The sequence below is a fragment of the Hallella colorans genome (assembly GCF_003096815.1).
GTDB lineage: Bacteria > Bacteroidota > Bacteroidia > Bacteroidales > Bacteroidaceae > Prevotella > Prevotella colorans.
This window is the reverse complement of sequence record NZ_QENY01000007.1, coordinates 71109-96911: the sequence shown is the minus strand read 5'-3', so window position 1 is coordinate 96911 and position 25803 is coordinate 71109. Positions and strand designations below refer to the sequence as shown.

The 25803-nt window shown below is 47.1% G+C and carries 22 protein-coding genes; 18 read left to right on the top strand and 4 right to left on the bottom strand.

Features of this window, described 5'->3' with window-relative positions; translation table 11 throughout:
- Window positions 1-190: 190 nt before the first annotated feature.
- Both C7379_RS05150 and C7379_RS05145 read left to right on the top strand, forming a co-directional pair.
- The gene (locus C7379_RS05150) at window positions 191-883 is read left to right on the top strand and encodes a glycoside hydrolase family 25 protein (RefSeq protein ID WP_116616296.1); all 693 of its coding nucleotides are present in this window, start codon (window positions 191-193) and stop codon (window positions 881-883) included.
- 59 nt (window positions 884-942) lie between these two features.
- The gene (locus C7379_RS05145; protein WP_116616295.1) at window positions 943-2136 is read left to right on the top strand and encodes a zinc ribbon domain-containing protein; all 1194 of its coding nucleotides are present in this window, start codon (window positions 943-945) and stop codon (window positions 2134-2136) included.
- A 99-nt stretch (window positions 2137-2235) separates the two neighbouring features.
- On the opposite strand, the gene C7379_RS05140 is transcribed toward C7379_RS05145, so the two are convergent.
- Window positions 2236-3027: a DUF4738 domain-containing protein gene (locus C7379_RS05140; RefSeq protein ID WP_116616294.1), complete on the bottom strand. Its 792-nt coding sequence runs from the start codon at window positions 3025-3027 to the stop codon at window positions 2236-2238.
- 347 nt (window positions 3028-3374) lie between these two features.
- Here C7379_RS05140 and C7379_RS05135 point away from each other — a divergent pair, with 347 nt between their 5' ends.
- The 7 genes from C7379_RS05135 (at window position 3375) to C7379_RS05105 (ending at window position 11868) form a co-directional block, all read left to right on the top strand.
- A complete protein-coding gene (locus tag C7379_RS05135; RefSeq protein ID WP_116616293.1) occupies window positions 3375-4412 on the top strand; it encodes an HU domain-containing protein in 1038 nt (345 codons plus the stop codon).
- 7 nt (window positions 4413-4419) lie between these two features.
- Window positions 4420-4941: an FHA domain-containing protein gene (locus C7379_RS05130; protein ID WP_116616292.1), complete on the top strand. Its 522-nt coding sequence runs from the start codon at window positions 4420-4422 to the stop codon at window positions 4939-4941.
- Window positions 4942-5088: 147 nt separating this feature from the next.
- Complete coding sequence (locus tag C7379_RS05125) at window positions 5089-5805, top strand: cell division ATP-binding protein FtsE (RefSeq protein ID WP_116616291.1); 717 nt, start codon at window positions 5089-5091, stop codon at window positions 5803-5805.
- Between the two features lie 83 nt (window positions 5806-5888).
- A complete protein-coding gene (locus C7379_RS05120) occupies window positions 5889-7202 on the top strand; it encodes an aspartate kinase (RefSeq protein WP_116616290.1) in 1314 nt (437 codons plus the stop codon).
- 276 nt (window positions 7203-7478) lie between these two features.
- On the top strand, window positions 7479-8660 hold the full coding sequence (locus tag C7379_RS05115) for a glycosyltransferase family protein (RefSeq protein WP_116616289.1): 1182 nt from the start codon (window positions 7479-7481) through the stop codon (window positions 8658-8660).
- A gap of 5 nt (window positions 8661-8665) precedes the next feature.
- A complete protein-coding gene (locus C7379_RS05110) occupies window positions 8666-9850 on the top strand; it encodes a hypothetical protein (RefSeq protein ID WP_116616288.1) in 1185 nt (394 codons plus the stop codon).
- 26 nt (window positions 9851-9876) lie between these two features.
- On the top strand, window positions 9877-11868 hold the full coding sequence (locus tag C7379_RS05105; RefSeq protein WP_116616287.1) for a fructose-1,6-bisphosphatase: 1992 nt from the start codon (window positions 9877-9879) through the stop codon (window positions 11866-11868).
- 1010 nt (window positions 11869-12878) lie between these two features.
- Here C7379_RS05105 and C7379_RS05100 read toward each other — a convergent pair.
- The gene (locus C7379_RS05100; RefSeq protein WP_419185303.1) at window positions 12879-13274 is read right to left on the bottom strand and encodes a DUF3127 domain-containing protein; all 396 of its coding nucleotides are present in this window, start codon (window positions 13272-13274) and stop codon (window positions 12879-12881) included.
- 197 nt (window positions 13275-13471) lie between these two features.
- Here C7379_RS05100 and dnaN point away from each other — a divergent pair, with 197 nt between their 5' ends.
- The 9 genes from dnaN to C7379_RS05055 all read left to right on the top strand — a co-directional run bounded on the left by dnaN (window position 13472) and on the right by C7379_RS05055 (window position 22127).
- On the top strand, window positions 13472-14596 hold the full coding sequence (gene dnaN, locus C7379_RS05095) for a DNA polymerase III subunit beta (protein WP_116616285.1): 1125 nt from the start codon (window positions 13472-13474) through the stop codon (window positions 14594-14596).
- 8 nt (window positions 14597-14604) lie between these two features.
- A complete protein-coding gene (locus tag C7379_RS05090; RefSeq protein WP_116616333.1) occupies window positions 14605-15468 on the top strand; it encodes a 3'-5' exonuclease in 864 nt (287 codons plus the stop codon).
- An 18-nt stretch (window positions 15469-15486) separates the two neighbouring features.
- Window positions 15487-16395 (top strand): type IX secretion system protein PorD, encoded by a 909-nt coding sequence (gene porD, locus C7379_RS05085; protein ID WP_207773397.1) that lies wholly within the window; start codon window positions 15487-15489, stop codon window positions 16393-16395.
- A gap of 5 nt (window positions 16396-16400) precedes the next feature.
- The gene (recN, locus tag C7379_RS05080; protein ID WP_116616332.1) at window positions 16401-18122 is read left to right on the top strand and encodes a DNA repair protein RecN; all 1722 of its coding nucleotides are present in this window, start codon (window positions 16401-16403) and stop codon (window positions 18120-18122) included.
- Between the two features lie 42 nt (window positions 18123-18164).
- Window positions 18165-19838, top strand: coding sequence for a tetratricopeptide repeat protein (locus tag C7379_RS05075; RefSeq protein WP_116616283.1), 1674 nt, complete (start codon window positions 18165-18167; stop codon window positions 19836-19838).
- Between the two features lie 99 nt (window positions 19839-19937).
- Window positions 19938-20363, top strand: coding sequence for a hypothetical protein (locus C7379_RS05070; RefSeq protein ID WP_165815028.1), 426 nt, complete (start codon window positions 19938-19940; stop codon window positions 20361-20363).
- A gap of 6 nt (window positions 20364-20369) precedes the next feature.
- Window positions 20370-21290: a hypothetical protein gene (locus tag C7379_RS05065; RefSeq protein WP_116616282.1), complete on the top strand. Its 921-nt coding sequence runs from the start codon at window positions 20370-20372 to the stop codon at window positions 21288-21290.
- A gap of 29 nt (window positions 21291-21319) precedes the next feature.
- Window positions 21320-21817: a peptidase S41 gene (locus C7379_RS05060; RefSeq protein WP_116616281.1), complete on the top strand. Its 498-nt coding sequence runs from the start codon at window positions 21320-21322 to the stop codon at window positions 21815-21817.
- 22 nt (window positions 21818-21839) lie between these two features.
- Entirely contained in the window at window positions 21840-22127 is a 288-nt protein-coding gene (locus C7379_RS05055; protein WP_116616280.1) for a PqqD family protein, read from the top strand.
- A 197-nt stretch (window positions 22128-22324) separates the two neighbouring features.
- Here C7379_RS05055 and C7379_RS05050 read toward each other — a convergent pair whose 3' ends face one another.
- Together C7379_RS05050 and C7379_RS05045 are read right to left on the bottom strand one after the other, a co-directional pair.
- Complete coding sequence (locus C7379_RS05050; protein ID WP_207773396.1) at window positions 22325-23536, bottom strand: DUF4861 family protein; 1212 nt, start codon at window positions 23534-23536, stop codon at window positions 22325-22327.
- 15 nt (window positions 23537-23551) lie between these two features.
- Window positions 23552-25762, bottom strand: coding sequence for a DPP IV N-terminal domain-containing protein (locus tag C7379_RS05045; protein WP_116616278.1), 2211 nt, complete (start codon window positions 25760-25762; stop codon window positions 23552-23554).
- Window positions 25763-25803 lie beyond the last annotated feature (41 nt).

Below are 25803 nucleotides of genomic sequence, written 5' to 3'. Positions count from 1 at the left end.
ATGGCAATATGCTTGATTTTGGGCGTATTTCGAGCAAAGACAAAAGAATTTTCAAATAAACGAAGCTCAACGAGGGTTTTGTTCGTTTTTTTTATCATGATTTTCCACCATGAACAAACATGTTGTAAATAATTATAAAACTTTCAATCGGCTTGCCTTTTTCTTAATTCTTTTCTATAACTTTGCATTTATGAAGCGTATTTTTGCAGTAATAGCCAGCGTCACGCTGTACATCACGGCCATGGCCCAGAGCTCGTTCGTGGAATGCGAAGACACTTGCAAACATATTCACGGCATAGACTTGAGCCACTATCAGGGCACGGTGTTTTGGGAAGCCGTGGGCAAGGCCAAGATATCTTACGTTTATCTTAAAGCGTCGGAGGGTGGTAATCGCATAGATCCCAAATACAAAATGAACATCGACTTGGCCCACCAATACGGCCTTAAAGTAGGATCATATCACTTTTACAGACCCAAGACACCCCAAAAGACGCAAGTGGATAACTTCAGGGCACAGTGTCGCCCCATGGATCAAGACCTTATCCCAATGATAGACGTGGAAACAACGTCTGGGCTTTCTGTCGACGCTTTTCGCGATTCGTTATTCACGTTCCTCAAATTGATAGAGCAAACATACGAGCAAAAGCCCTTGATATACACCGGAGCCAATTTTTACGATCGCTATTTGTTAGGGGCACTTCACGGCTACAAGGTAATGATAGCTCAATACACCCAACGAGTGCCAGTGCTGAAAGACGACCTTGACTTCATGTTGTGGCAATACACTGGTAAGGGACGGCTTGACGGCATCAGTGGCTATGTGGATAAAAGCAGGTTTATGGGCGATTATAACCTGCGCGACATCAGGTTCAGGCACAAATAAAAACATGCTGGCAACATATAATTCAATCTAAAAACAACAATAGAAACAAACAAGGCAAAATGGCTATTATTAAATGTCCGGAATGTGGACGACAAATCAGCGATAAGGCACCAACGTGCCCCAACTGCGGCGTGGAAATCGCAGGCAAGGTTATCAAGTGCGCACAGTGCGGCGAAGTGTATTTCAACAATCAGGAGTCGTGCCCCAATTGTCATCACCATACGCCCCTATCTGTTCAGATAAACAATGACAACACTGCCGAACTAACGCAAAATGAAAAGGAAACTAAACAGCAGGCAGACATTCCAACAGTACAAATACCGGTACCACCGATAAACCACTCATCATCTATCAGTTCAAAGCAGCAACCCCCAAAACGAAAAAAAAGCATCGCCGGGCCTGTCATCATCAGCCTGATCATAGCCGTGGCACTTTGCGGCGTATGCTTCTACTTCTACAACAACACCAAGAAAGAAAAAGAGATGAACGATTATGCCTTTGCCATGAAAAGTGACGACCCTTTGGTGTTGCAAACTTATCTAAACAACAATTTGGACGCGCCTGCGGAGCATCGTGACTCGGTAATGGCACGAATGGAATTTTTGAAACGGCAAGACAGCGATTGGTCTAACGCCTTGGTGAGCGGATCGAAGTTTGCTCTGCAAGACTATTTAGCCAAACATCCTGACTCAGAGCATGCGCAAGAGGCACGCCACAAAATAGACTCCATAGACTGGGCAGATGCCTCCAACGAAAATACGCTCGAGGCCGTGCAGCTTTATTTGGCACAACATGCCAACGGCGAGCATGTGGACGAAGCCAACGCAGCCTTGAAAAAAATAAAGACCCAAACCGTAATGCAGGAAGACAGGGCAATTGTGACACAGTCTTTGCGCAGATTTTTCCAAAGCGTAAACGCACGTAACGAGAGTGGTTTGGAAGATGCCGTCACGCCATTGCTCACAAACTTCTTGGGCAAAACAGACGCTACCAAGGCTGACGTGCTCACCTTTATGCGCAAGATATACAAGGACGACATCATCAACATGAACTGGCGCCTCAACAACGACTACAAGATTGACAAGAAAGAGATAGGAGACGAGCGTTACGAATACACAGTGAGCGTATCTGCTCTGCAGAGCATTGAGCGCACGGACAAGGACAAAGAAAAAGAAGCGCGCTACCGAATCAAGGCCACCATCGACCCCGATGGCTACATCTCTGCCATGACAATGACCAAAATATTGGAATGACCATAAATTCCACGTTCACGGCATGCGTGCTCATGGCATGCTATGAGCAAACCTAAACACAGGCAGCCGTCGCTATTGTGCGACGGCTGCTGTCATTTTTCATTCCACTTCCATGCTAATCCGCCCCGAGAAGCTCACCACCACTTCCACCTCGAAACTGCTCATGCTGTCGGGAATGGCAAGCTGGGCTATATAATGCACGCCACGTTCGTCTATACGCTTGAATATCAAATCGCTCAAGACGGCTTGTCCTAAAAAGTCGGCAGGCACCTTGGCGGCAAAGTCTTTTTTATGAAAATCGCTTGAGAAGAGCTTGCGCGAACCATGAAATATATGCAGGTTGACGATATTGTCATAATAAAAATGGTCTACGCGAACATCGTCATCATTATACGTGCTCTTCACCACCTTATATGAAGTGGGGTTTACCTGCACATAGCAGTGGTATCGCTCACCACCAAAAGCCACCACAGTGTCGCGCTTAATGAGCTTGTTTTGATTGACCGACTTGAGCCTGTTGGCGGCAAACAAGGCGGCATCCTCGCTGTCAGAGCTCAGCATGAGCGACACCTCCTCGCCCGCCTGGTTGCGAAAAACAAACAAATGGGCCGTTTGGCGAATGATGGGATAGCGCGCCTCGACAGAGCCATGAAGCACAAAAGTGTCTTTAATAATCTGAAAATAAACAGGCTGAATGGTGCTGTCAGGATAATACACGGTATCGCCTTTCACCCGAAAGGCCACATCCTGAATATCCTCATTGACCCAAATACCTTGCAATAGCTGCTTGGCTTTCAGGTCTTCTTCTACCGCTTGGGGCTTGGCCTTTCTTTCCTGACAAGAGAAAAGAGCCATGCCACACATTATGAACAATAAATATTTCTTTTTCATTGTTTGCGTCATTGCATACGCCATTGCAAAGATACAACATTTTGCGAAAAATCAAACGAATTACTCCCTTAATATATTTTTTAGTCAACACTTTTTAATCGCGTCGCCAACAAGAAATACTCAAAATGCCAACATCCACTCGGCTACATACGTAAAAAGAAAGTGAGAGGCAACCATGCCAAACGACTTTCGTACCCATTTATGTCCATTTAACAATAAGCAGATAGCATTAAGCAATGTGTCACAAAACCGCATGCATATTTCTGAGAGCCCATTTAAAAATTCTTTTTTACTTTTAGGCGTTGAAGACTTGTCTCGTTAATTTAAATTTGCTATCTTTGCATTCAATGATTGAACTCAATAGACATATTGAAATACTTCTGCTTGACAACGATTGTGTTATCATTCCAAACTTTGGAGGCTTCACGGCACATTACGTCGAAGCGCGCAAAGACGAGAAAGACAACACCTTTCTGCCGCCTATGCGTACCATTGGGTTTAATCCAAAGCTCACGCTCAACGACTCTCTCCTCGCCCAATCGTATGTAGAAGTGTATGACATCAGTTATCCAGACGCTGTGGCTCGCATCGCAGACGAGGTAAGAGAACTTAGGCAACACCTTGAATTCGAGGGACAATATGAGCTGAACGACATAGGCATTCTCAAACTGAACAGTAACGGAGCATACGAGTTTGATCCATGCAGTGCCGGTATATTGACACCATCGCTCTATGCGCTGAGCTATTTTGAGTTTGACACCATCTCACCATCAGAACGCCCCGCACTCACGACAGCTACTGCCACAACCCACGATGAGGTGTTGGCGACTGCGTCAGAAAACACTTCGCAAGACGAAACTTTGACAGCAGAAAATGCCCCCCTAACTGGCGCTCTCACAAGCAGGAGCGCCATAATATGGCGAAACGTCGCTATTGGATTTGCTGCTTTTATCGCTTTTTTGCTTATCCCAGCGCCTTTGGCCAACAACAACGGCCAGCTCACAACGGCTGAGGTGAACACCAAGCTGCTGGAATACATCACGCCCAAAGATGTCACCATAGGGCAAGAGCAGGTGGAAGCAAACATCAAACGACTACAAACAAAACCTGACAAGCCATTCGAGACAAAAACAAATAACACGCAACAACGACCGAAACAAGAGGGCTTTACCATCGTACTCGCAAGCAAGGTAAGCAAAAAAAACGCATACGCCTACGTGAGCGACCTGCAAAAGCGTGGATTTAAAGACGCTCGAGTGTGGTTAAAAAAGCGTCATAACAAGGTGGTATATGGATTGTACAACACACACACCGAAGCATACAACGCGCTGAACAAGCTCAACGATAGCAAAGAGTTTGCTGAGGCATGGGTAATGAAAAACTGAATTGGACATGAAACGAATTAATTGCCCAAAATGCGGAAAGCCTATCGCCTTTGACAACAAGAATTACAATGACGCACACCTATTGGCTTTTGCGTGCCCTAATTGTGGAAAAAAATTTGCAATCAGGCAAAAAAACATGATCAAGCAGCATGAACCAGAGGCGGAACAGACTGTGCCAAAACAAGAAAGCGTGGGATGTCTTTTAGTAATAGAAAACGTATTCCATTACAAACAAGTCATTCCCCTTGTCATGGGAAATAACATTATCGGGCGCTTTATGAAAGACACCCGTATCAATTGCCCCATTATGACCGACGACCCGAGCATTGATATTACCCATTGTGTAATAAACGTGAGTCGAGACAAGAATGGAAAATTGAAATACATACTTCGTGATGGGCCAAGCAACACGGGCACATTTGTAAGCCACGAGATATTGGGCGACCGCGAGCAACGTGTCATCGAGGATGGCACGCTCTTCACCATCGGCGCCACTTCCATTATTCTCAAGGCCGAAGAAGAGAAATAAGCCATCCGCGAAAAGATTATACCAACTCAATATCTACCAATACTTGTCGCACGGCAAACACGTCATGCAATTTTCTTGCATTGCTGAACGTTTCTAAAAGAAATTATGTAATTTTGCATAATAAGCTATAAATAAAGGTAGATTGACATGCTGATTGATTATCAAAAAGTAAACATATATCAACAAGACAAGTTGATATTGGAAAACGTTAACTTCCATGCCGACGAGGGAGAGTTCATATATATTATCGGAAAAGTGGGGTCTGGCAAGAGCTCGCTGTTGAAAACGATGTATTGCGAACTGGATATCGAGGAGGAAAAGACCGAAAAAGCCGAGGTGCTTGGTCGAGATTTGAAAAATATAAAGCGCAAGGAGGTGCCAGCCTTAAGAAAGGAAATGGGCATCATCTTTCAAGATTTCCAATTGCTGCATGACTGCTCGGTATTTGAGAACCTGCGTTTCGTGCTTCGAGCCACGGGCTGGAAGAACAAGGAAGAGATTATACAGCGTATAGACGAAGTGCTGAACGCCGTGGGCATGATAGACAAAAAAGACAGCATGCCACACGAGCTTTCGGGCGGTGAGCAACAGCGCGTGGCCATCGCGCGGGCACTGTTAAATCGTCCCAAGATGATTATCGCTGACGAGCCAACAGGTAATCTCGACCCCGAGACGGCCACTAACATCGTAAAATTGCTCAAAGATATCACAACAAAAGGCACCGCCGTGGTAATGTCCACGCACAACATCTCAATGCTTGACCGTTTTCGGGGTATCGTTTACAAATGCGAAAACAGTATCATTTCTGATATAACAACAGAATACAACACTTTGGAAATAAGCGAAGAAGAAGTGGACGAATAGCATGTTGGAAAGAGGTCTTTCAACCTAAACACCCAAAACAAAGCGAAAATAACACGTCAGACACTATAATCAAAACTGAGAACATGAAGGTACTTAAATTTGGAGGCACATCAGTGGGAAGCCCGGAACGCATGAAAAGCGTGACTTCCTTGGTAACAGCAAGCGGAGAACCTACGTTCATAGTGCTCTCCGCCATGAGTGGCACCACCAATTCGCTTGTGGAAATATGCGACTATCTCTACAAAAAAAATCCAGAAGGTGCCAATGACATCATCAACAACCTTGAGACAAAATACGCCAAACACGTTGACGAGCTATACTCGACAGACGAATACAAGCAAGCTACCAAGGATTTTTTGGACAAGGAATTTGAGTTCCTTCGAACGTTCACCAAAGACATTTTCACCAGTTTCGAGGAGAAAGTCATCGTGGCGCAGGGCGAGATTATATCCACGAATATGGTAGTGAACTATATGAAAGAAATTGGTATCAAAGCTATTCTGCTCAATGCACTCGACTTCATGCGCACTGACAAGAACGCCGAGCCTGACTTGCCGTATATCAAAGATAAATTGAAAGCGGAGATGAGGCAGAACGAAGGCTACCAAATATACATGACACAAGGTTTTATTTGCCGCAACGCTTACGGCGAAATAGACAATCTCCTACGCGGAGGCTCAGACTATACGGCCTCGCTTGTCGGCGCGGCGCTACCCGCAGAGGAAATCCAGATATGGACAGACATTGACGGCATGCACAACAACGACCCGCGCGTGGTAGACAATACCGAGGCCATCAGGCAGTTAAATTTCGAGGAAGCGGCAGAATTGGCCTATTTCGGAGCGAAGATATTGCACCCCACCTGCGTGCAACCCGCCAAGTACGCCGGCATTCCTGTGAGACTGAAAAACACTATGGAGTCAACTGCAGACGGCACTATTATCAACAACGAGCTTGCCCAAGGTAAGATAAAAGCCATCGCCGCAAAAGACAATATCACGGCTATCAAGATAAAATCTTCACGCATGCTGCTGGCGACAGGTTTCCTGCGCAAGGTGTTTGAGATTTTCGAGAGCTACCAGACACCCATAGACATGATTACAACATCAGAGGTTGGCGTCTCGATGAGCATTGACAACGACACTCATCTGGACCATATCGTGGACGAACTGAAAAAATATGGCACCGTGAGCGTGGACAGGGATATGTGCATAGTATGCGTGGTGGGCGACCTTGACTGGGGTAATGTTGGCTTCGAAACATTGGCCACAGATGCCATGAAGGACATTCCAGTGCGAATGATAAGCTATGGCGGAAGTAACTACAACATTTCTTTCCTCATCAAAGAGGCCGACAAGAAACGAGCTCTGCAAAGCCTCAGCGACACCTTGTTTTAACAAGCTACCACACATCGCATAAGCATGAAAGAAGCATTTCCCACAGATGTGTTTCGGAATGTAAACATACCATTCTATCACTATCGACACCACGCTATTACGGCAAACAATATAATGCCTGCGTAAGGCCGCCAATGCGCATGGATACAAAGTGCTATGGTGGCCATTCGCTCCGTCGGTGCCTATAGAGAGGCCATGACAAGCCACTACCATCACAGACCTTTGCCACCAGCATATACATCAGACGACCCTGTTTGTCAACAAGGAATTTCAATTATGAACGCATTATCCATTGATCTTTTCACGATTATTTCAAGCATAGTGCTATTACTTTTGTCCATTGCCTCGGCGCTGCTCAATCCTTTTTTTAGATTTAGCAAAAAGCGGTATGACAAATACACCGGTACGGACCAAGCCTCCGCGATACCGTCCGTGTCGCTAATACTCACGCCACTCGACGACATAAGCCAACTCAAAAAAAATCTGCCGGCGTTCTTAAGCCAGACTTTCCCCACTGCCTATCAAGTGGTTATTGTCATAGAACAAGGAGATCACGACACGGAAAGCCTTGTTGCAAATATCGTCAACGAGACGAAAAACAAGGATGCCCAAACAGATATCTACATCACGTACATACCCAAAACTTACAGATACGTCAGCAAAAAGAAACTCGCCATGACGCTTGGCGTCAAGGCTGCCAAATATGATTGGGTGCTCTTCACGGAGCTATCCTGCCGCCCGGCGTCCGCACAATGGCTCACGTTGATGGCTCGACACTGCACGCAAGACAACAATCTTGTTATTGGATACACTGCCTACGACAGGGCCACGCCATCCTTTCGACGCTTCGAACGCATGTACGAGTCACATTATCTCATGCGCGCCACAGCCAAAGGAATGCCCTTTCGTACCAACGGTTACAATCTGTTAATGCGCAAGAAAGACTTCATGGAGCAAGATGGATTTCTTGGAAACCTGCATTTAATGCGTGGAGAATATGACTTTTTGGTTAACAAATACGCGCGAAAAAATTGCGCAGCGCTTGAAATATCGTCTAATGCGTGGATTGTGGAAGACGCCCCCACTGACAAAACCTTTCTCAACAAACACCTCTACTTATTGGCATCGAGCTCGTATCTTAACCGAAGAGCATGGCAAAAACTGCTTTTCATCATGGACCATACTACCTTACACCTCTCTAACCTGTTATGCGTGATGGCCGCTATATACGCTGCCTTTCGCGACAACTGGCCGTTATTAGGCACCGCCGTGGGGGCTTTTCTCATAGGTGTAACTCTTAGAGGCTTATTCGCGCGCCGCGCCGTGACAGATTTCGAAGAGAGCATCTCGCCGCTAAAAGCACTTTTTTTTGAATACACATTAGCTTTCAGACGGCTGCAATACAAACTGCGCTATCGAATGGCAGACAAGAACGACTTTACCACCCACAAGTTATAAATGTCATGCAACGACTTAAAATACTCTTATTCTTGCCCTCACAAGCTGATACAAACGACATTCACCACGAGCTTGTGACACGTCTTGCCTCTGAATTGGAACCACTCGCGGACATCGACTTGTACACGTCCACTCATATACCGAACACCGAAAAACTTACCTCTTATTCTCTTGTGCATGTTTTTGGATGCTGGAGTACATCGTCTATCAACCTCCTTGACAAAGCCTACGACCATCACATACCCACCGTCTACACTTTGTTAGGCGGACTGCAACCTTGGATTATCAACAAACGCAAGCTATCGCGCCGATACGCTTTGCAGCGAAAAGTCACACAACAAGCCTCTGCCATACACCTATGCAGCAAGCTGGAATGCGACACTTTCTCCCAATTGGCATGGAACCAACGCTTTACGCTCATCATGAACCCCGTGTTGACCAACCAGTTGTCCTTCGCCGACATGGCCTCTGCTATGCTCAAACTCTATCAAAAGACACTCGACACCAATGCCCAGCTGTTGCTGTCGCAAGCATCATGCCAAGCCATCGGCCACTTGTTACAAATTGGATTGGACAAAGACACGCTCTTCGACGAGCAACATATCAAATCGCTACAAGATACCCTCACACAACTTTCACCTACCGATTGGCGTCGCATCATGATTTACGCTAACGACGAACATGTTACAAATATTATCAAAAAAGGGTTGCAACGCATACAATTCTCGGAGCCTAACGTCGTTATTGATAATATAGACAGGTTTTACATCGTACGCTCCTATCCCGATGGCGATCTGCCAAACGAGCGACTCTGCTTTCGCGGGATGATAACAAAAGGACGTCTCGACGATAATATCAAAGCCACAGAGACCAATGAGCGACTGCTGTGCGTTCAACTATTAAATCTCAAACACGAGATGGAGAACCACTCCGCACCCCTACTCCATGTAGCCAATGTATACACTACATTGCGCTTCTATGACATGGACGAAGACCGATTAAAAGAGCTTGTCAAAACATTGGGCATTGAGGATTTTGCCGCCCGACTTATGGTCGTCTTGCAAAACGTGATGCGTCTCTCCGAAGGTTTTATGCCTTTCGTGGCCAAAGACGACAAGCAACGCAAAAATATGCAAAGAAAACTCACCAAATTCAATACTTGGCCAAGCATTGGCAACAAACGTTCATAACAAACCAGACACTTTATACATGAGATATGGAAAACAAATACGACATTGAGAAAGATATGCGCTATCTGCGCCTTCTATCCAAATCTTTCCCCACCGTGGCAGAGGCCAGCACCGAGATCATCAACCTTCAGGCTATACTGCACCTACCCAAAGCCACCGAACACTTCTTGGCCGACTTACACGGAGAGTACCAAGCCTTTCAACACGTCTTGAAAAACGCCTCCGGAAACATAAAGCGCAAGGTCAATGAACTATTCGGCATCTCCCTGCGTGAGACCGAGAAACGCGAGCTATGCACACTCATCTATTACCCAGAGCAAAAATTAGAGCTCGTGAAAGACACCGAGCGAGACATCAACGACTGGTACCACATCACCATTCACCGTTTGGTAGCTGTTTGTCGCACAGTGTCGAGCAAGTACACACGCTCCAAAGTACGCAAGTCTCTACCCAAAGATTTTTCTTACATCATCCAAGAATTGCTTGACGAGCGATCCGAAGATGTTAACAAGGCCGCATATATCAACGTCATCATAGACACCATCATAGACACTGGTCGGGCAGACGACTTTATCATTGCCATATCCAATGTGATACAGCGTTTGGCTATAGACCAGCTGCATATACTTGGCGACGTGTATGACCGAGGGCCCGGAGCACACAAAATCATGGACATTCTCGACCACTATCACAACTGGGACATCACATGGGGCAATCACGACATTGTATGGATGGGGGCTGCAGCGGGCAACAACGCATGTATCTGCACAGTGCTTCGGCTGTCGCTGCGCTACGCCAATCTCACCACACTCGAAGACGGCTACGGCATCAACCTCCTGCCATTGGCCACCTTTGCCATGGAAACATACGGCAATGACCCATGCGCCGAGTTCGCACCGCGTATAGCTGACCATGACACCCGCATAGACTCTAAAACCAAACGGCTCATTGCCCAAATGCACAAGGCCATATCCGTGCTATCTTTCAAGCTCGAAGCCAAACTCTATGACGACCACCCCGAATGGGGCATGCAAGACAGAAAACTATTCGAGCATGTCGATTTCAAGAATGGAACCATAGACCTCTACGGCAAAACCTACCAACTTACCAGCTGTAACTTTCCTACCATAGATCCCAAAAATCCAAACCAACTGTCGGCAGAGGAGCAAGAACTCATCGAGAAATTGCACCACAGTTTCTCTGTATGCGAGAAACTGCAAAAACACATACGCACACTCCTTAACCACGGATGTATGTATGGCATCTACAACAACAACCTGCTATACCATGCTTCCATACCCCTCAACGACAATGGCACGCTCAAAGAGGTGGAAATTTTCCCGGGCTGTAAACGTGCTGGCCTTAAGCTAATGAAAGGTATCGGACAGCTCGTTCGCACAGCCTTCCAAAACGACTCCACCAACATGGACAAAACCTACGCCATCGACTTTTTCCACTATCTATGGTGCGGGCCGAACAGCCCACTATTCGACAAAGCCAAAATGACTACCTTCGAGCGCTATTTCATCAAAGAGAAAGAGGCGCATACCGAACCGAAAGGCAATTACTTCAAATTTAGAGAGGACGAGAAAATATGTGACTACATACTCGATGCCTTTGGTGTCAAGGAGCCTAATCGGCACATCATAAACGGCCATGTGCCCGTCCATGCGCGTGATGGAGAGAAACCTATCAAAGCCAACGGCAAGCTAATGGTGATAGACGGAGGCTTCTCGCAGGCCTATCACAAAGAGACTGGCATTGCCGGGTACACGCTTATCTACCACAGCCGCGGCTTCCAACTGGTGCAACATGAGCCTTTTACCAGCGCCAAAGATGCCATTTTGAGGGGCTCTGACATCAAGTCGACCACGCAAATAGTAGAGATGTCGTCCAATCGCATGCTGGTAGACGACACTGATATTGGCACCGAGCTGCGATCGCAAATAGCCGACCTCGAAGAACTGCTTTACGCCTATCGACACGGATACATCACCGAGCGAGAAACTCGACGATGACTTGCCCAACCAAACGACAGGTCACGCCATAAAAAAAGTAGCGCGAAGATTGACAAGCAACGCGTTTTTGTACCACACATTTCTATTTTTCTCAAACACCAATTAACACAAGGCACGATTCGCGCCGTGCCTTGCCGTGGCTTGTCACAGGTGCCAACGCACTGGCCTTGGCACCACATCCCACTGATGAGAATGACAAGGTAAAAACCATAAAAATATGCGCCACCATGAGCCGCGCGAGAGTTCGGCATCGAAACAACCCACGAACGATGTGTGATCTCAACTGATTACATGGACGAAAAAATAATTGAATTTATCTGACAAAAGCCGCTAAATAATGGCCGTATACACAAATCGAGAAACTCTTGGCCAAAATACAGCCAAAATACAGCCACTTCGACAAATGCTTAATAATCATATTATTACAAAGAAAAAGACACAGGCACAAGCCTAAAAAGCCTTGAGGGCTTTGCCTTTAATACCCAATCGCGCGCCAATTAATACTCAATCGCGCTACGTTGAGACTTTAATCGCAACGGTTTTAGCACTCTTACGCCACATGATAAGATATTAATGGCAAATCGCCAGCTGAACAGAGAAAGAAAAAAGAAAAAGATAAAAAGAAAAAACAAGATTTTTCACGCTAAAACGATCGAAAATAACACCTCTGTTTTTGTGATTTAAATTTTACTTTTGTCAGGAAAAAGAGCGAGTAATTGTAACATGCAATAAAAACCAAACGAACTCGCTATTTGAACCCAAAAGATACCAAGAGATGCTAAAACACAGTTCTTGCCCCCTATAATGATGATACACGGTAACAATTATTAGTACCATCTACAAATAGAAAGGCTGGCACATGCTCCGAAACATCATGCCCCTTTTATTTGCCGTGACAAAAAGTTTCAATATACTATAATTATTCCAATGATTATTTTTCGCCAAAAACAACAAGTGAAACCCACGATCAACCAATCGTAAGTTCCACTTGACAGATATAGTGTCAGGTATTAGAAGGGCAGATCATCGCTGCTCTCGCCACCAATATTGTCGGCCGGAACATTGCTCGGAGCATTGTCAAGTGGCTGCGCAGGCTGAGCGACAGGTTGCGCTTGAGCCGTGGAAGCGTCTGCGTTAACATGATCCACCCGAAAAGCACTGATATCATTGAAGTAACGATCTTGCCATGCACGAGCGTTGATGTCTATCCATACACGCACGTTATCACCCTGATGGATATTAAATTGTTCTATCTTGTCAGCGCCGAACACTCTGAAAAGACAAGTGCGTGGATACTGGTCTTTGGTCTGAATGACAAACTCTTGCGACTTCCAAGGGTTACCAGTACGACTGGAAACGCCTTCCTTGGCAGGGTATTCCTTGATGATAACTCCCTCTACTTCTATTCCTTGTAATGACATGTTATGTGTAATTTAGATATGTTTACTAAGTGATTACGGTATGCGAAATTAATCAAAATATTAAGAAATAGCAAACAAACGCGTCATAAAAAACAAAAAACAAGAAAAATATGCGATAGTATCTCGCCATTATCTGTTTTTTTATTAACTTTGTCATTAAATATAACTAACTATTAATAGACATGAGATTTACATTATCCAGTACTGCGCTCAACAGTCGCCTGCAAACGCTTTCCAAGGTCATTAATAATAAAAACTCTCTCCCCATCCTTGAGAGTTTCTTGTTTCAAGTTCACAATGAGCAACTCACCATCACCGCATCCGACAGCGAGAACATGATGCAGAGCACATTGCAATTAGACAACGCCAGCTCAGAAGGCAGCTTTGCCATCCCAAGTCACACCATTCTCGACGCCGTGAAAGAGCTGCCAGAGCAGCCCCTGACGTTCGAGGTAAATCTCGAGTCGTTCGAGGTGACCGTGGAATACCAAAACGGGCAATACCAATTCGTGGCACAAAACGCACAGGAATATCCCCAAGCAAAACCGCTCGAGGGAGACGTTCATGCAATAACCATTAGCGCCGACGTGATGTACGAGAGCATATCTCGCACTCTCTTCGCCACAGACAACAACGAGATCCGCCCTGTGATGAATGGCATACTTCTCGACATGACACCAGACTATTTAGCTTTTGTAGCAAGCGACGGCCATAAATTAGTGCGTTGCAGGCATTACGGACTGAAAAGCGAGGCGCCCATCTCGCTTATCCTGCCTAAAAAACCCGCCACACTTCTCAAGAACAGCTTGGCTAAAGAACAAGGAGACGTGGTGATAAAGTTTAACAACCAATCGGCAGAAATCTCCTATTCAGAGGGCGTGCTCGTTTGCCGGCTTTTGGAAGGAACTTTCCCCAATTACAACGCCGCTATCCCCACGGTAAACCCCAACGAGCTTATAATAGATCGAAGGGCTCTGCAAAGCGCTATAAAGAGAGTGCTGCCATTTGCCAGCATGAGTAGCCAGTTGGTGCGTCTCAAACTCGACGCAGGCTGTCTCGAGGTATCGTCAGAAGATATCGACTTTGCCACGAAAGCCAAAGAGCAAATCGTATGCGAATACAGTGGGCAACCCTTACAGATAGGTTTCCGAGGAGACTTCCTCATGGAGATACTCAACTCGCTCGACTCTGACGAGATAAAGATGCAACTCGGAGATCCAAGCAGAGCTGGCGTGATACTGCCAGGTACTCAGGCTGAGGGCGAAGACTTGCTCATGCTCATCATGCCGCTATTGCTCAACGATTGAAAAAGAAAATGAAACTAAACCTCACAAAACCACTGATAGTATTCGATTTGGAGACCACGGGATTGGACTTGGCCACAGATCGAATCATTCAGATATCGTATATCAAAGTAAAACCCAATGGCGACGAGGAGCGAAAGAGCATCTTCGTGAACCCGGAGAAAAGCATTCCGCCCACTGTACAAGAGTTGACGCACATCACGGACGAGATGGTGAAAGACGCACCCACGTTCAAGCAAATAGGCAAAAAGCTCTGCGACACATTCGTGGGATGCGACTTCGCGGGCTTCAACTCCAACCGTTTCGACATACCCATGTTGGCCGAGGAGTTTTTGAGAGCGGGCATCGATTTTGATTTCACGAAATGCCGGCTTATCGACGCACAAAACATCTTTCACAAAATGGAGCCGCGAAACCTCGCGGCCGCGTATCGATACTACACCGGGCGCAAGATGGAAGACGACTTCCAAGCCCACCGCGCCGATGAGGACGCCGAGGCTACATATCGCGTGTTGCAGGGGCAAATGGACAGGTACAATCCTGAAAAACCAGTCGACCCTGAAAAAACATTGGCAAACGACATGGACACGCTTGCCGATTTCTCAGCCATGAACGATAACGTTGACTTCGCAGGACGAATCATTTGGCAAGAAATGACCGACGCACAAGGCAATCCCCTGCTTGATGACAAAGGCAAACCAAAGAAACAAGAGGTGTTCAACTTTGGCAAATACAAGGGCACACCCGTGATAGAGGTAGTGCGAAAAGATCCAGGTTTTTGCAGTTGGATGCTCTCAGCCAATTTCACCCTGAATACCAAGCAAGCGCTCACACGCATCCAACTGCGTGAGGCCAAGCTCAACATGCAGGCTTAAAAAAAGACTTTTGCCAATATGTCCATACGCCATCTTCTCTCCATGTGTTGCTGCTCGCTCGCCGTACTCACTACGACAGCCCAAGAACTAAACGCAAAAATTCTGGTCAACCATAACCAGATACAGGGCACTGACGCTTCGGTTTTTGACAATTTGCGACAAACACTCGAGCAGTTTGTCAATGATAAACAGTGGACTAACCTTAAATTTCAAAAAAGAGAGCGCATCAATTGCAGTTTTAACATCACCGTGACCAAATACGACCAAGCCACAGGCGTGTTTACATGCAAAGCTCTTATCCAAGCCAATCGCCCAGTGTACAACGCCTCGTACACCACAACGCTGTTTCAAATAACAGATAACGACTTCAACTTCAAGTTCAACCAGTTTGACCAACTAAACTGGAACGAGCAGGCGGTGGACAACCAGCTCACCGCGCTCATGGCCTACTACGCATACCTCTTCATCGGCATGAACCTTGATAGTTTTGCGCCACAGGGCGGAGAGAGCGTGTTACAACGGTGCATGAACGTGGCCAACAACGCACAAAGCCTTGAGTTTACGGGATGGAAATCGTTTGACAGCGACCGAAACAGATTTGCTATCATCAACGATTACCTTGACCAAGCCATGACACCCTTCAGGCAGTTGCAATACGATTACTATCGCAAGGGGTTGGACGAGATGGCCAACAACGCCGCTCGAGGGCGTACGGAGATAACCACAGCCATAGAGAACGGACTGAAAAGATGCCACGAACAGCGGCCCACAAGCATGTTGCCACAGATATGGACAGACTATAAGCGAGACGAGATAGCCAATATTTACAAAAGTAAAGGAACGCCCAAGGAGAAAGAAACGGTATACGACATTCTCTTTTCCATCAACCCTTCCCAAAACAACGCGTGGGAAACAATCAAGCAATAAAGCTCATGCTGAAACAACTTCATGTCAAAAATTTCACCCTGATAGACCAATTGGATATCGACTTGCACCAAGGGTTCTCTGTCATCACTGGCGAGACGGGCGCTGGCAAGAGCATCATTCTCGGAGCGCTACACCTCTTGTTGGGGCAACGGGCAGACTGCAAGCAGATCAAGGCCGGCAAAGACAAATGTGTGGTAGAAGCGCATTTCGACTTGTCAAATTACAACATGGAAAGTTTCTTTAACGAAAACGACATAGACTTTGAGCCTCAAGACTGTATCGTCAGGCGCGAAGTGAACTCCAACGGCAAGAGCAGGGCATTCATAAACGACACTCCCGTGTCGCTCAACACCATGCGAGAACTGGGCGAGCAGCTCATAGACATACACAGCCAGCACCAAAGTTTACTACTGCAAAAGTCCGATTTCCAACTCAACGTGGTTGACATCATGGCCAAAGACGGCAAAATCATGGGAGCGTACCGCAAAGCTTTTGACGACTATCGCCATGCGCAAGAGGCCTATAAAAGTTTTGAGGACAGCTACAAACAGAACCAAGAGAACGAGGAGTTCTTGAGATTTCAATACACCGAACTGGACAACGCTAAGCTATCCCAAGGCGAGCAAGAGGAGACGGAACGACAAATAAAAACGCTCACCCACGCCGAAGACATCAAGACTGGGCTTTACACGGCGTTCAATTGCCTGTCAGGCGAGACAGTGGGAGCCTTGGACCAACTACGAAATGGCATTGACGAGCTGGAAAAAATTGCCAACTTGTGCGATGGCTTGGACGAGCTCACCACGCGCCTGAACTCAGCTTACATCGAATTGAAAGATATCGCGGGGGAGATTGAGACTCGAACGGACAACATAAGCTATGATCCACAATTGCTACAAAGCCTCACGGAGCGCATAGACTTGATATACTCATTAGAGCGAAAGTTTCACACGGATACGGTGGAGGAGCTTATCAAGAAGCGCGACGATTTACTCTCAGAGCTTGATGGCATTGAAAACGGAACGGAAAGACTGCAAGAACTCAAAAAGAAGATGGACGACACGCATCGCCAGTGCGTGGCCGAAGCCGACAAATTGACCAAAGCCCGCAAGGAAGCGGCTGCCTTGGTGGAGCGTGAGATGAAAGCAAGGTTAGCGCCATTGGGTATTCCGAATGTCAAATTTGCCATCAAATTTGAGCGCAAAGCATTGTCGCCCATGGGCGCGGACAGCGTCTCTTTCTTGTTCAACGCTAACGGCAGCGAGTCGCTCCAGCCTATATCGCAAGTGGCGTCGGGCGGCGAGATCGCGCGCATTATGCTATCACTTAAAGCAATGATCAGCGGAGCCGTGAAATTGCCGACCATCATTTTCGACGAGATAGACACTGGCGTGAGCGGCCGAATCGCGGAGAAAATGGCACGCATCATGCGCGAGATGGGCAACAATAACCGGCAGGTCATATCCATCACGCACCTGCCGCAGATCGCAGCGTTAGGCAATGTGCACTACAAGGTGAGCAAGACAGACTCGCCGCGGGGCACCGTCAGCCACATGAGGCAGCTCAACGAAGACGAGCGCACCATAGAGTTGGCCCAAATGTTAAGCGGAAGCGATGTGTCGGAGGCTGCCATGGAAAACGCGCGCACCTTGCTTCGCAATGGTTCGGAAACTGCTAAGCAGGCATGCCAAGACACACCCCACACTGTAGGCGTCACACAAAACTAAAGTTTCCATGCCACTAACTTCATCTATCAAAATTTTAAATCAATGAGAAAGACTACCATATTTATCCTATTTTTCTCCCTCCTCATAGGGCAAGCCACAATGGCTTGGAGCCAGCCGGCAGCCGTAAAGCGAGCGGCAAAAAGCGTTTTTTCCGTCACTACGTTCAAGGACGATGGATCCATCCACGGCTCTGGCTACGGTGTTTTCACCGGGAAAGCGGGTGAGGGCATCGCCATGTGGAACCTATTTGACGGCGCCAAGCGTGCCGTCGTGGTAGACACGCAAGGTCGTTCGCACGAGGTGGACGTAATCTTAGGCGTGTCGGAACTGTATAACATCTGCCAATTCAGAGTAAAAAACATAAACAACGCAGGGCTGCCAACCATCACCACAGACGTCCCGGCCACCTCGGCGTACTTGGTAGGATATGACATCAAGAAAGCGCCCATCAAGCTAATAAAGCCCGAGAAGGTCGAAAAATTCATGACCTCAAACAATTATTATATTTTCAAGGATATTGACATCTCAAACACAGACCTTGGAAACCCTATCGTCAACGTCAACGGACAGCTCATGGGTATCATGCAACGACACAAAAACGGTGGTCAAGCTTTCGTTACAGACGTGCGCATTATCAACACGTTTAAGACCAATGGGCTATCTCTCAACGACCGTTCCATGCAAGCCACAGGCATTCGTCCCGCACTCCCTACAGACGAGCAACAAGCCATACTGATGCTAATGATGGCGGCTCAACAAGGTGACAGCGCACGCTACGAGGCTTATATTACAGATTTTATCAACCTTTTTCCCACTTCCCACGTGGGTTACCAAACTCGTGCCACACGCCTAATCCAACAACGAGAATTAGCCAAGGCGGACGACATTCTCATGCTATCACTGAAAAACGCAACCCAGAAGGATCAAGCATACTGCGACTACGCTCAGGCCATGTTCCGCGCCGTGGCATTCAAAACGGACACCACCTACACTCAATGGAGCTTCAGTCGCGCGATACAATTGGCCCAAAAAGCCTACGAGATAAACCCACAGCCAATATACCGACACCTTCAAGCGCAAATATTGTATGCCGAGGGTGACTACCAAAAAGCATTAGACATATACTCTGCATTGCAAAAAACACCGCTCGGGAAGAACGGGGAGGTGTATTATGAGGCCGCGCAATGCAAGATGGCACTAAACGCTCCCAAGACCGAAATTATATCATTACTCGACTCCGCGGCCACAATAGCCAAAGGACCGGCAGCGGCACCTTACGTCTTGGCGCGAGGAAGATATTACGACAACGCCGGAGAGTATCGCAAAGCGTTTACCGATTATCTGACTTACGACACATTGGTGAACTATCGTGGCACACACGACTTCTACTACACAAAGTTCAAATGCGAGATGAATTTGCGACAATACCAGCTCGCACTCAACGATATAGCGCACGCCATCGTACTCAATCGCACCGAGCCCACGTACTATGCCGAGATGGGAAACTTGCAATTACAAGTAAACAAACTTGAAGACGCTGTGAGAACATGCGACATGGGATTGGCCATAACACAAGAATACACAGACCTTTATATCATCAAAGGTATCGCGTTGTGCGAGCAATCCAAACGCATGGAAGGCTTGAAAGCATTGCAAAAAGCGCATGAATTGGGCGATAGTAGGGCGCAAAAACTAATTGATAAATATACCAAATAATTGTCTATACAAAACAATGCTCAAGGCAAGCCATATTAAAAAAGCTAACAATATATTTAGAAAATCCAACCATTCAATCATCGAAACATGATCAAAAAGATGAAAATAAAAAGACTTCTACTCTGCTTAGTCATGGTGTCATGCACCATAGCGCTGTCCGCTGCCAACAAACGTAAAACCATTTATATGTTTGGCTTCGCGACTTCATTTAACGATTCCACGGTGTATTTTACCGAAGTTCAACAAGTAGACTCCGCTTACATCGACTCAAAGACCAAGTTTCTTTACAGCCGAAACAGCTATTCCTACCAACTTCGGGATTATTTGGAACAAACGGGATTTCCCAATGCCACTTGCGTCACGTCCTTTGCTTTCACACGCAAAGAAGCGGAGAAGAAATATTTAACACTTCGCAAGAGATACTTGGAGGGCGCCAAGTTTAATATCAAGTACCTAAAATTGTCCGATTTCAAATACAGCGCCATTGCGCCAACCGAGCAATACACCAACGAAAACGGCAGATAGGCAGACATGGAAAATTCTAAAACATACTATTTTCGTGTTGCAGACTTCAATATCCGTATAGTATTCAAATCAAATGGTGAAAAGAAGGATGGCGCTTATGAAAATGGGTTGCATTTAATTCCATCATTGATACCATTCCAAATAGACCGGATAGACAACGACGATCCTCTCTTCGAGCTGGTCGTTGACGATGACTTGCGACCGCGTCCAAAGCAAGAGCGCGAGCCAATCAAAACTTTCGACACCGGCAACGGCGATACCATCGTAGACCTTCTGAATGACGGAGGATACCAATATATTGTCAAAGACATCCAAAAAAAAGACTGTTGCCTGCTCATCACTAATAAGAATTTCGACCATTGCCAGTGTGCCCTCAATGGCAATTTTAATATGCGTCGTTTTGGCATTAATAACGCTTTGATGCTTGCTTTCGCCTTTTCGAGTAGCAGGTTTCAAACCGTTCTCATGCACGCCTCGTTAGTGAGACAAAACGGATACGGCTATGCTTTCATTGCCAAAAGCGGCACAGGAAAGTCCACGCAAGTGAGCATGTGGCTACGATACCTGCCTGGATGCGACCTGATGAACGACGACTCCCCCATTGTCAGGATCATAGACAATCAAGCGTACATCTACGGAAGTCCATGGAGTGGCAAGACCCCATGCTATCGCAACACCAAAGCCAAACTCGGCGCCATCACCCAAATAGACCGTGCCAAAGCCAACTCTGTTGAGCCTTTGGCTCCTATCCAAGCGTTTACAACCCTTCTTCCCGCCTGCTCGTCCATGAAATGGGATGTTGACATCTATCATCATTCGTGCGACACCATTACAAAATTGCTGGAAACCACAGGCATATACACATTGCATTGCTTGCCCAATCGAGAGGCTGCGGAAGTTTGCAACAAGGCTATTAGAGTGGAATGAGACATGACATTGACATATAAAACGATTCAATGCAACCTACAGAGAACCACAATACGCAGAATATCAAAACCATATCATTTCCGAACGCTCTATTGATACCAGAGTTGGTGAAAATAATGGACGAGGGGCACACGATCACAATCACCCCCAAAGGAGTAAGCATGCGTCCGTTCTTGGAGAGCAAACGTGACAAGGCGGTATTAAAAAAGGCCACCAACCCCCAAGTAAGTGATGTTGTTTTGGCAGAGGTTGCGCCCAGAAGATATGTGCTACATCGCATCATTAAAATAAGCGATGGCATTGTCACGCTACGCGGTGACGGAAATATCGGCGTGGAAAAGTGCCGTGTCAAAGACGTAAAGGCCGTAGCTATAGGCTTCTATCGCAAAGGTCGCGAAACCTTGGACCGTACCGATGGGCGTAAATGGAAAATATACTCATGGGCGTGGACCAAGCTGTTTCCCATCAGGCGTTATCTCATAGGAGCATACAAAAAAATATGGATACCCATTTTCGGGGCAATATGAACAATAAAAATAACAAGAAAATATGAGAATTAAAAAAGGCTTTAATATCCGCAATGTGTGCGGACAATTCTTGGTAATGGCAGAAGGCAAGGAAAACTTGGATTTCACTGAGATTATCAGCATGAACGAAAGCAGCGCGTTGCTATGGGAAAAAATACAAGGAAAAGCATTCACGGCAAAAGACCTCGCACGCATATTAATGGACGAATATCAAATTGACGATAACACACCATTGCCCGAGGAGAAAGCCATGCAAGACGCCGAGGCCGTTATTAAACAATGGAAGGAAATTGGTATGATAGAGGAGTAATCTCAGCATCGTTTGCCATGATCGGCCCAACAAATGGCACAAGGGCTACTTTCTATACCGAAAGTAGCCCTTGTGCTATCTTGACATAGTAGCCACTTAGCGACAAACTATCCTATACGCACGCATACGCACACTGGCGATCGACCGTATAGCCTGAGCTTTCAAGTAATATCGTCAGCACAGTCGCACCGTCACACTTACTGAATGACAGCCACCAACGGTCTCTCCAAGGCCTTCATGTAATGGTCTATACGTACCTGCCACTCTTCCTGACATCTCACATCGTATTTGCTCCACGCACTGCCAAAATAGTAAGTGTACCGTTCTTTGTTCTTCAATGCTTTTTTCACGCCGACAGCATGCCCGGCGATGCCATCATCATGCCCGCCATAACGCAACATCCGGGTTTGCGCGCCATACGGGAAAAGGGCCGCCACGTATAGCTGGAATCCATACTTGTCAGGCTGGTCAGTGGGGTCGGCATATTGTACAAAATTCTTACCCAAGACAACACTCTTCGTGTCTGCCGTATGTATCACTACGCCAGCGGCTAAGTCGCACGGCTCGCTCAAACCCTCATACCACACGATCATTTTATTGAAATTGGAGCCCTTGTCAAGACTGATGATGCGATGTTCCACCACGTTTGGGTCGTTTTTTATCCTTGTCGGGTTAAAGACAAGCTCCACGGTAAACCTTAACGGTCCATTGTCCAATATTTTATATGTCTTATAACAATATGGCATCAATAGGTCATTATTAACCATCAACGCCGGCGCGCCACATCCGAGTGTAGGTCCCACGGCGTAGCAGTCGAGACCGTCACCATGATCAAGATGGAAAGATGTTTGCAAGCGACTTTCCCATTTCTTCTTGTCATTAGTGGGTTTTTCATTTCCCGCAATAAAGCCCTCAAGGTTTTTATAGTAACGATCAGACATTTGCAGTTCCTTGCTATTCTTGGTCCACACGTCTATGCCATAGCTTTTCTCGCCCGTGCGTTGCAACGCGGGACCATAAACACGATACATGCCACGGTCGTTCTCCCACCCTATGTCATCCTCGCGCATGGTGTACAATTTACCTTCCACCCATCTGCGCATAGGGGCTGGGTGCCCCACGCTTACTGTAAACACAGTTTGGCCACAAGGTTTCACCGCCGCGTCGATAAGCAACTTGCCGTCATGCGTTATTTGGTAAGTCTCCTCTTGCCCCATTTGGTTTCTTACAATGAAAGGCGTGCCATTGTCAACACCCAACCGTCGCGTCACTTCAACCGCGTCTATCTCCACCAACTCCTGCCGTTGTGTTGGGGCGTCATTGTGCACGGTGATGGTAACGTCAGCTGCCCAAAGTGTCATGGGGGCGAACAATAGATTAGCGAATAAAAGTCTGAAAAGTTTTGTCATACGTATAATTAGTTTTTAATTTGTTGTCAAATGTTCCTTAAACCACGACGTGATCTGCCTGAGCAAGTGATTACGCGTGTTTCCACCGAAAATGCCATGATTGCGATTGGTATAATACAGCTGTTTAAAATCCTTGTCGGCCTGCACCAATGCCTCGGCATACTCGAATGTATTTTGCGGATGCACGTTGTCATCGGCCAATCCGTGGCATATCAGCAGCGCGCCATGCAGCTTGCCGGCCCTAATCAACGCGTTGTCATCGTAGCCCTCCGGATTTTCCTTGGGGGTGCGCATGTACCGCTCGGTGTATACCGAGTCGTAGTAACGAAACGAGGTGGGAGGCGCCACGGCCACGCCGACCTTGAACACCGGCCGTCCCTCGCTCATACTCATGAGCGTGCAGAAACCGCCATAAGACCATCCCCAAATGCCTATGTTATTCTTGTCCACGTAGGGCAACGTGCCCAAATACAGAGCGGTCTCCACTTGATCGCGCGCCTCAAGGTAGCCCAATTTTAGATAAGTGCATTTTTCGAAAGCCGCCCCGCGACCGCCAGTGCCACGCCCATCCACACACACTACGATAAATCCTTGCTGCGCCAAGTACTGGTCGAAGGCGCCACCCTGCCCCATCGATCCAGCGTTCCACGAGTCGGTGACCTGCTGACTGCCAGGCCCACTATATTGGAACATGATGACCGGGTAGCGCTTGTCGGCGCTGAAATTGGCGGGCTTGACCATCCATCCATCGAGCTTGATGCCGTCGGCGGTGGTAAAAGAGAACATCTCCTTGGGCGTCCAACCATATTTCCGTATCTTCTCCTTGAGCGCACGGTTGTCTATATGTGTGGCCATCACCTTGCCGTTGTTATCTCTCGTGGTATAGACGAAAGGCGTGTTACGGTCGCTCCACGTGTTAAGAAAATATCTGTAATCGCCTGAGAACACGGCGTTGTTCCAACCACGCTGGTCTGTCAAGCGCTCAGTCTTGCCATTTTTATGTGTCACCAGCACCTGCCTGTCGTGCGCGTTGAGTGTGGCAGCTTGGTAGTAAATGTCGCCCTTGCCCTCGTCATAGCCATACACATCGGTGATGTCGCACTTGCCATCGCCCACCTTTCTCAGGAGTTTCCCATTGATATCATAGAGATACAGTTGCATAAAGCCATCCCGATCAGACGGCAACAGTACATAGTTTTTGCCTATGACCACTTTGGCCATCGCCTCCTCCTTGACATATTTGGGCACGCTCTCCCTGACAAGCAGTTGGGCCACGGTGCTGCGTGGGTTTACGGTATAAAGGCTCAACTCGTCCTGATGACGATTCATGGCGTACACCACTATCTTGTCCGCATCGCTCGTTGGCTGTATGCGGGGCATGTAATCCTCCTTGCCAATCGGCACCTCCAACTTTTGCGAGCGATGGCTTTTAATGTCGTAACTCCATGCCGACACGGTGGAATTGCGCTCACCAGCCTTTGGGTATTTATAACTGTAATTGCCTGGATAAAGTGCATAGGTCTCACGCGCGGGGCTCAAGCCCTTAAACATTTGCAAGCTATACTCCCGCACATTGGTCTCGTCATACTTTATCCAGCACAGCATGGAGCCATCAGCGTTGAACGTCAGGGCTCGACTTAACCCAAACTCCTCCTCGTTCACCCAGTCTGGAATGCCGTTGATGATTTGTCCAAACTTGCCGTCCTTGGTCACTTGGCTCTCGCTATTGTCATACAATAGTTTTACCAAGAATATATTGTTATCCCGTACAAAAGCCACTTGGTTGCCATCGGGCGACCATACGGGGGCTTGCTGGGGGCCTCCGTCCGACAGCCGTTCCAGCTTATGGCTACCTATATTATATATGTAAAACTCGGCCTTGTACGACCGCCTGTACACCGGCTGCCGCTTGGTGCAGATAAGCATGCGCTTGGCGTCTGGCGACATGATATAGCCGTCAAACGATGTGAGCCGCTCACCCTGCGTGTCATCCACGTCGAATAGTACAGCCGTCTGTTTGCCCGTCCTAAACGAGCACTGCACAATGCGCTTGCCATCTTGCGATATTTGGGCGTACTGGTCAGTGCCGGCTATAGGATTGACGCCCGTGATGCGTTGGGCGGCAAAATCGCCATTCGTCAGCGATCTCAAATCTATACGGTTAGCGCCATAAACAGTGCTCGCGGTCAATAACATCACTATACAGGTGGTTAATATTTGTCTCATGTCTAAGATATTTGTGGTTGATAGCAGCAAAGTTAGCCATT